Genomic DNA, 7,094 nt, shown 5'->3' on the forward strand with positions numbered 1-7,094 from the left:
GATGCCATGTTGGTAAAAGATTACATTAAGGCTTTGGGTGTAAAAGAGCGAAACATCGAATTACTGACCGATGAAAAGGCGACACTGTCAGGGATAATGAAATCGATTGAAGCCTGGCTGCCGAACAAGCTCAAGAAAGACGGGAATGTGTTTGTTTATTATTCCGGCCACGGCTCCCCTGACCCGGTAACAGGTGAGGCTTTCATCGTCCCCTATGACGGAGACCCGAATTATCTTGCGGTAACCGGCTACCCCCTGAAGAGACTTTATGAAAATTTGGCGAAATTAGAGGCCAAAGAGATTATCGTGGTTCTTGACTCCTGCTTTTCCGGTTCCGGCGGAAGAAGCGTCCCGGCAAAAGGAACTCGACCACTGGTGATGATGGCAGCTACTGAAGTCGCGTCGACAAACATGGCCGTCCTGACGGCAACACAGGGAAGCCAGATTTCCACCTCATCCCCTGAAAAGGGGCACGGCGTTTTTACCTATTATTTTCTCAAGGCCCTTAAAGAAGGGAAAATGAATCTTGCTGAGATTTATGAAACCATCAAGCCCCAAGTGGAGGACGAGGCCAAGCGGCTCAATGTCCGGCAGAGCCCGAGCATCAGCCCGAATGTAGAAAAGTTGAGAGATCGCTTCATCCTGAGAAAGTAATCTTATTCAGAGGTGTCGGTTATGAAAAGAGTGATAGGTATGGTTAAAATTTTAGGGGCTTATGGATATGACGCTTAGGGTAATTATCCAGCACCTTGCGTACGGTACTCACAAAATCGGACAGGTTCAGCGGTTTTTCGATGTATTTTCGGATACCGAGGGCCGCAGCTTTTTCAGCGTTAATTCTGTCGCTGTAGCCGCTGCAGAGGATAATCGGCATGCCCGGACGGATGCCTAAAATCTCTTTGGTGAGCTTATCGCCGGTCATCTTCGGCATGGTCATGTCCGTGATAATGAGATCGAACCGGTCCGGGTTGGCTCGAAACAGCTCCAAGGCTTCGACCGGGTCGTTTTTCGCTTCAACCTGATATCCCTGCTTCTCCAGACTCTTTTTTGCCAAATTCAATATGGACGCTTCATCGTCAATAAAAAGTATTTTCTCATTGCCGGCGGGGAGGGCATTTGACGCCTGAGGTTCCGGTTTCATTTCATCTTCACTTACCGGAAACAGCACTTCAAAAACCGTCCCTTTTCCCGGTTCGCTGTTGACCGTGACAGCGCCATTATGTGTCTTGACGATTCCCTGTATCACGGACAGGCCCAACCCCGTGCCTTCCCCCAGTCCCTTGGTGGTGAAATAGGGATCAAAAATACGGTCGATATTCTCAGGCGCAATGCCATGGCCGGTATCGCTTACGGTCAGCTTCACATAGCGCCCCGGTCCCAAGTTTAATTTCACATTTTTCTTTCCGAATTCAACATTCTGGAGGCTTGCCTCCAGAATGCCGCCTTCATCCCGCATGGCATGGGCGGCGTTGGTGCAAAGGTTCATGAGCACCTGACTTATCTGGGTCGGGTCAGCCAGGATCGTGTCAAATTCACATGAGATGTCTTGCCGGATTTCAATGTCTGCCGGAATGGACGCCCGCAGCATCTTGAGTGAATCCGCTATGATGGAACCTATCTTTATCGGTTTCCGGTCAGTGACGGCCTTACGGGAAAAACTTAATATGTGCCGCACCACATCCTTTGCTCTTAAGCCGGCGGCCTGGATCTCTTTCAGGTAACCCTTGACCGGATTCCATTCCGGAATGTCCATGAGGGCCAATTCCGTGTTGCCGATAATAATAGCGAGGATATTGTTAAAATCATGGGCGATGCCGCCGGCCAGAGTGCCGATGGACTCCATTTTTTGGGCCTGGCGAAGCTCTTCCTCCATTTTTTTTATTTCGGTAATATCGGTGGCGATTTGAAGCCGGACCAAACGCCCATCTGTCCATTCTATGGCCCGATCATGGTTAATGTACCATTTCCCGGTGACGGGATTTTTATCCTGCCAGACACACACATCGGTGGGCTTCCCGTTTTCGTCGATCAGTTGATCATTGGTGCAGTGGAAGCATGGCCCGGATTCTCCCCGAAAAACGCGCCAACATATTTCACCGGTCATATCCCGTCCAAAGCTCTCTATCATGAACTGGTTCATGAAAAGAATTTCATAAGTTTCCATGTCAGCCACATAAACCGTCGCATCAACGCTGTTCAGCACCTTTAAAAATCTTTCATGGCTTGCCCGCAGAACCTCTTCCGCACGCTTGCGCTCGGTAATGTCTAATGCGGTAAATGTGACACCGGCTGAAAGATCGGCTGGATCAAGGGGCGTTGAACTCAGCAGCACATCAACGATCTTGCCATCCTTTCGCTTGAAGACCGTTTCCACGACCCCTGTCCCCCGCTCCTCGACCTGTCGGTACTTTTCACTGCCGACATATTCATAAGCTTCATCCGTCGGATACAATATTCTGGCATTTTTACCGATGAGTTCATCCCTGGTATGGCCGATGATCTCGCAAAGCCGTTCGTTCACTTCCATCAATACCCGCTTGGACACAAGGCCTATGCCGATCGGCGCCGCCCGGAAGATGCTTCCCATCTTGGCCTCGCTCCCGCGTAGCGATTCCTCGGCACGTTTGCGCTCGGTGATGTCGACAACGTTTCCCATTATCGCCGGTTTCCCTTGATACTCGACAAGGACGGCGACAGTTTGGCACCACAAAATCCCACCATCTTTTTTAACTCGCCTGGTTTCGTGGTACTGAGGGGCATCTTCATCACCCCGCAGTCTTTTTAATTTAATTCCCAACGCTCGCTCTCTTTCGTCAGGATGGAACAGATTAAAGTAGTATGTACCGATCAATTCATCAACTGTATAACCATGTAATTGAGCGAATTTGTCGTTGGCATAAATGATGATATCGTCTTGATGCATATAAATTCCGGTTTGAGATGTTTCGGTAATGAGCTTGTATTTTTCCTCACTCTCTCGCAAAGCCTCCTCTGTCAGCTTTCTTTGGGTAATATCTTGTATGTGAGAGATAAAGTATAATAGATTTCCTTTTTCATCTTTGACAGTTGAACTGGAAACTTGACCCCATATGATGTGACCTCGCTTGTGAAAGTATCGTTTCTCGAAAACAGTACTTTCAACTTCTCCAGATATACTCTTATTGATAAACTTTGGGCTAATATCCTTGTCCGCTGGATGTGCGATGTCGTTAACGGTCATACTTTCCAACTCTTTCTTGCTATAGCCGAATATATCGCACATCCGATTGTTAACTCTTGTTAGATTTCCATCAATGCCTACCAAACAAACACCGATGTTAGCATTTTCAAAAGCAAGGCGAAACCGCTCTTCGCTCTCTCGTAGCGCCGCCTCTGCGTGCTTACTCTCATATTCTGATCGCTCCAATTCCTGAATCCGGTGCTCCAGTTCTTTATAGGTAGGTTTTTTAGACATGATTTTTTCCTGCGTTTTCTCGATTTTTTCGGGTTGCGATTACTTGCATTATTCTGAAATATTGACAGCCTCAAGCATACAAAAGACAGTCTCAAGCAATCAAGACGATATGGGGGAGGATATCTTCCAATACGAAGATTAATTTATTGGCTTCCTGACCGGTTCAGGCGTTTAAGCGGTCAGGCATCTTTCTCCTTATTCAGAAATTTTTTCAAGACATCATCCGGCGCCCCCAGGAAATAGAGCAGCCCTGAAATATTGTCGGAGGTAATGATGCCGTCGCTGAAATCTTTTAATATCTCCTTGGGATTAAAGGCGATGGCAAGTCCGGCCTTTTGCAGCATAAACCGGTCGTTGGCCCCGTCGCCGACGGCGACGATCTGCTCCACCGAGATGTTCTCCATTTCGGCGATCTGATGGATGATGTCGGCTTTGCTTTGGCTGAGTATTGTTTTTCCCTTGATCCGGCCGGTGGTCACGCCGTTTTCGATCTCCAGTTCATTGGCGTACACATAGTCCAGATTAAGGCGTTCTTTCAGATAGTTGGTAAAAAATGAAAACCCGCCGGAAATGACCCCCACCTTGAAACCCATAAAACGCAGCGCCGAGATGAGTTCTTCGGCCCCGGGTGTCAGGTGGATCGTTTGCGTCAGCTTTTCAAGCTGGTCTACGGTCAGCCCTTTGAGGAGCTGCACCCGCTGCCGCAGCGCCTTTTCAAAATCGATTTCTCCGCTCATGGCGCGGGTCGTCAGGCGCTTCACGCGCCGCTCAACCCCGGCGACCTTGGCCAGCTCATCGATGACCTCTTCCTTTATGATGGTGCTGTCGCAGTCAAAAATAACCACCCGCTTGGGTTTCTGGAAGATGTCGCCTTTGCGCAGGGAAACATCAAAGCCTGATTTTTCGGAAAACGCGTATATGACCTTGCGAAACGCCTTGACGTCATCAAGGGCCGATGTGTCCAGCGATATCTCCATGGCAATATAGTCGCCCCGGGCAATCATTTTAATGGCCTCTATGTTGACCTGATGCTCGGCAACCAGGCCGGAGAGTTCTGCCACGATCCCCGTGCGGTCGTTGCCCATCAGGGTCATCAGCATCATCTGTTTATTGGGAATCCTGCGGCCCTCATCATAGGGCTTCACATGGAGTCCCAGGTCGAAATAAAGACCCAGCGGGGACAGGCGGTCGAGCAGTTCCCGGGCGCTGTATGCCGACGTGCCCAGGTCGACAACGAGAAACATGGTAAAGTAACCGCGAATCGACCGGGCATCAATGTCCACGATATTGATGCCCAGATCGCTCAGGACCCTGGCAACCCTGTGCAACAGGCCCGCCTGGTCTTTGCCGGTGGCGGATATGACGTATAGTTCAGACACAAGTGGTCGGTTCACGGTTTCATGGTTCAAGGTTAAAATGTTATCATAAGTCACTTTTATTGAGGAATACTTCTTTTGACACTGTCTTTTAAAGATCATCACCCCTGAACGTCGAACCCTGAACCTTGAACCAATTTCTTACCCTAAAAACACTGATATCACATCCCTGCGCGCATTGACATGCTGCAGGGTGACCTGAACCATGTCTTCAGGCTTTAAATTCACGCCCGCAGACAGCGGCAGGGTGCATTCCAGCATATACTCCGTCAGGAGGATCAGATAATTGGTTTTGCGCCTGCTCAGGACGATGGCCTCTTCTTTATGTCCGGTTTTTCCTTCCAGATATTTCAGCAGCCAGTAGCGGTTCCGGTTGTATTGAATCCGCCAGACCTCGCTCATGGGCGTTCCCAGCTGGTGAATGATCTGCCGCATCTCTTCCGTCGTATAGGGGGCTTCCAGGCCAAAAACCGCTCGAATCTGCCGTTGGGTGGCCATGTCAAAATATTTACGAATGGGAGAGGTTGCAGTGACATACGCATCCAGCCCCAGTCCGGAATGATGCTGCGGCTCAGGACTCAACACAAAACGATTTAAATGCTTGCGCTGCATCCAGTTTTGAAACAGGCTGCCTTCGCCGTTTTTAAAAAGGCGTTCCTTGGGGTCGGGTTGGGACCGGAAAACAGCCGGCATCTTATGCTTTGACAGAAACCGGGCCATCAGCCAGTTGGCCATGATCATGATTTCGGCGATCAGCATCCGCCCCGGGCTCTCCCGGTTGGTTTTGCTCACCGACAGGTTTCCATCCGTGTCAATCCAGATATTGATCTCCGGGAGCGATATGTGCATGGCGCCCTGGTGCAACCGTTTCTGGCGAAACTTTTTGGAAATGTCGTAGAGGCAGGCGATTTCCCAGCTTTCATCCACCATCAGGTTCACTTCATAATACGTCAGCTGACGCCCGATCTGAACCAGGCTCGGGAATATTTCATAATCGATGATATCGGCCCCGGGGCTTAATCTCACCATGGTGCTGATGGCGGGCCGTAAATTGCCGGCTTTGAGGCTGCAGAGATCTTCAGACAAAGCGTCCGGCAGCATGGGTATTTTACGATCCGGCATATAAATCGAACTGCCCCGGACCATTGCTTCCTGGTCGATGACATCCCCTTTAGTGATGAAATGCCCGACGTCCGCAATATGAATCCCCAGTTGATAATGGTCATCTTTTTTTTCAATACTCAGGGCGTCGTCAAAATCCAGGGTAAATTGCCCATCGATGGTCATTAACGGAAGTCCGGTCAAGTCCTTTCGCTCAGTAGTTCCGGAAAAAGCAGGTGGTGAGCGCACCAGTTCAACTGCCCGTGCGGCCACCGTTTCGGAAATTTCGGTGGATATTCGATAGCGGTGCAGATCGATATTTTCATCTTCATGCCAGATCCCCAGCCGGACCAGGAAGCGAAAAATTTCCGCGCCGTCTCTTGCGCCGGCTTTTGCCAGGATGGCTTTTGCCAGGGCAGCCTGGGGAGACTCATTTTCAAAAAGATAAAACGCTTTTAGAATGTCTACTATTTCCTGGTGTTCCGCAGACAGGGGGACTTGTGCCGGGGATGGTTTACTGTCAAGAAGCACTTTTTTTAACCAACTTCCGCCGGATTCGATCGTCTGATCTTTTCGTTCGGCTTCTCTTTGCTGTCGTTCGATCTGTTCAACCTGTTCCTCGGAATTGGGAAAAAATTTATCCTGGTCGAACTTGAAATACAGCCTGTTTTTAAAAAAAGCCCGCATGACCGCCGACGCATGATCGCTGTCCGGCTCATTGGGAAAGCAGAACGCCGTCATGGTTGCCAGGTCGATCCATTCCTGCTCCGTGTTGAGGACTTCCCACAATTCTTTGATATCCACCTGGCGGGTCAACTCCTCCCGCTCTTTGGCGATATGTTTCAACATTTCAACCAGTTTGTCGCGGCCGATGGAAACATCCAGAACCTTTTCGCCGTTATGCGAAAGCCTGCCCGCCGACAGATTGACCTCCCGGTTGGTCTCGGTCAGCAGCCGCAGGCGCTGTCCCTTTACCTCCAGCACGACCCCGCACATAATCAGTTGGTGGTCGATATATTCAACAACATGTCCTGTTTTCATTGGAAAATACCATAACAACCGGCCCTGTTAAAGTCAATGAGAGGGCCTAAATCCACCGCCTAATATTAAGCGCGGACGTATTTTAGATTGGCGGAGACTTTTTTAACAAAAATTTCACTCCG

4 protein-coding genes are annotated in these 7,094 nt (G+C 49.7%); 1 reads left to right on the forward strand and 3 read right to left on the reverse strand.

All coding sequences use genetic code 11. From position 1 onward, the window contains the following. Positions 1 to 654 (forward strand): caspase family protein (locus P1P89_21245; GenBank protein MDF1594042.1); only part of this gene is annotated, 654 nt, incomplete at its 5' end. Between the two features lie 43 nt (positions 655 to 697). Here the strand turns inward: P1P89_21245 and P1P89_21250 are convergent. The 3 genes from P1P89_21250 to P1P89_21260 form a co-directional block, all read right to left on the reverse strand. Further along, complete coding sequence (locus P1P89_21250; GenBank protein ID MDF1594043.1) at positions 698 to 3,454, reverse strand: PAS domain S-box protein; 2,757 nt, start codon at positions 3,452 to 3,454, stop codon at positions 698 to 700. Positions 3,455 to 3,633: 179 nt separating this feature from the next. Beyond that, positions 3,634 to 4,848 (reverse strand): phosphoserine phosphatase SerB, encoded by a 1,215-nt coding sequence (gene serB / locus P1P89_21255; GenBank protein ID MDF1594044.1) that lies wholly within the window; start codon positions 4,846 to 4,848, stop codon positions 3,634 to 3,636. 123 nt (positions 4,849 to 4,971) lie between these two features. Further along, the gene (locus P1P89_21260; GenBank protein MDF1594045.1) at positions 4,972 to 6,972 is read right to left on the reverse strand and encodes a ribonuclease catalytic domain-containing protein; all 2,001 of its coding nucleotides are present in this window, start codon (positions 6,970 to 6,972) and stop codon (positions 4,972 to 4,974) included. Between the last annotated feature and the right edge of the window lie 122 nt (positions 6,973 to 7,094).

Source organism: Desulfobacterales bacterium, assembly GCA_029211065.1.
In the GTDB taxonomy this organism is placed as follows: Bacteria; Desulfobacterota; Desulfobacteria; order Desulfobacterales; family JARGFK01; genus JARGFK01.

What these genes read in the sequence shown, in the direction of transcription:
- P1P89_21260 (MDF1594045.1), bottom strand. Translation starts at nt 6,972, where the DNA reads ATGAAAACAGGACATGTTGTTGAATATATCGACCACCAACTGATTATG.
- P1P89_21250 (MDF1594043.1), bottom strand. Translation starts at nt 3,454, where the DNA reads ATGTCTAAAAAACCTACCTATAAAGAACTGGAGCACCGGATTCAGGAA.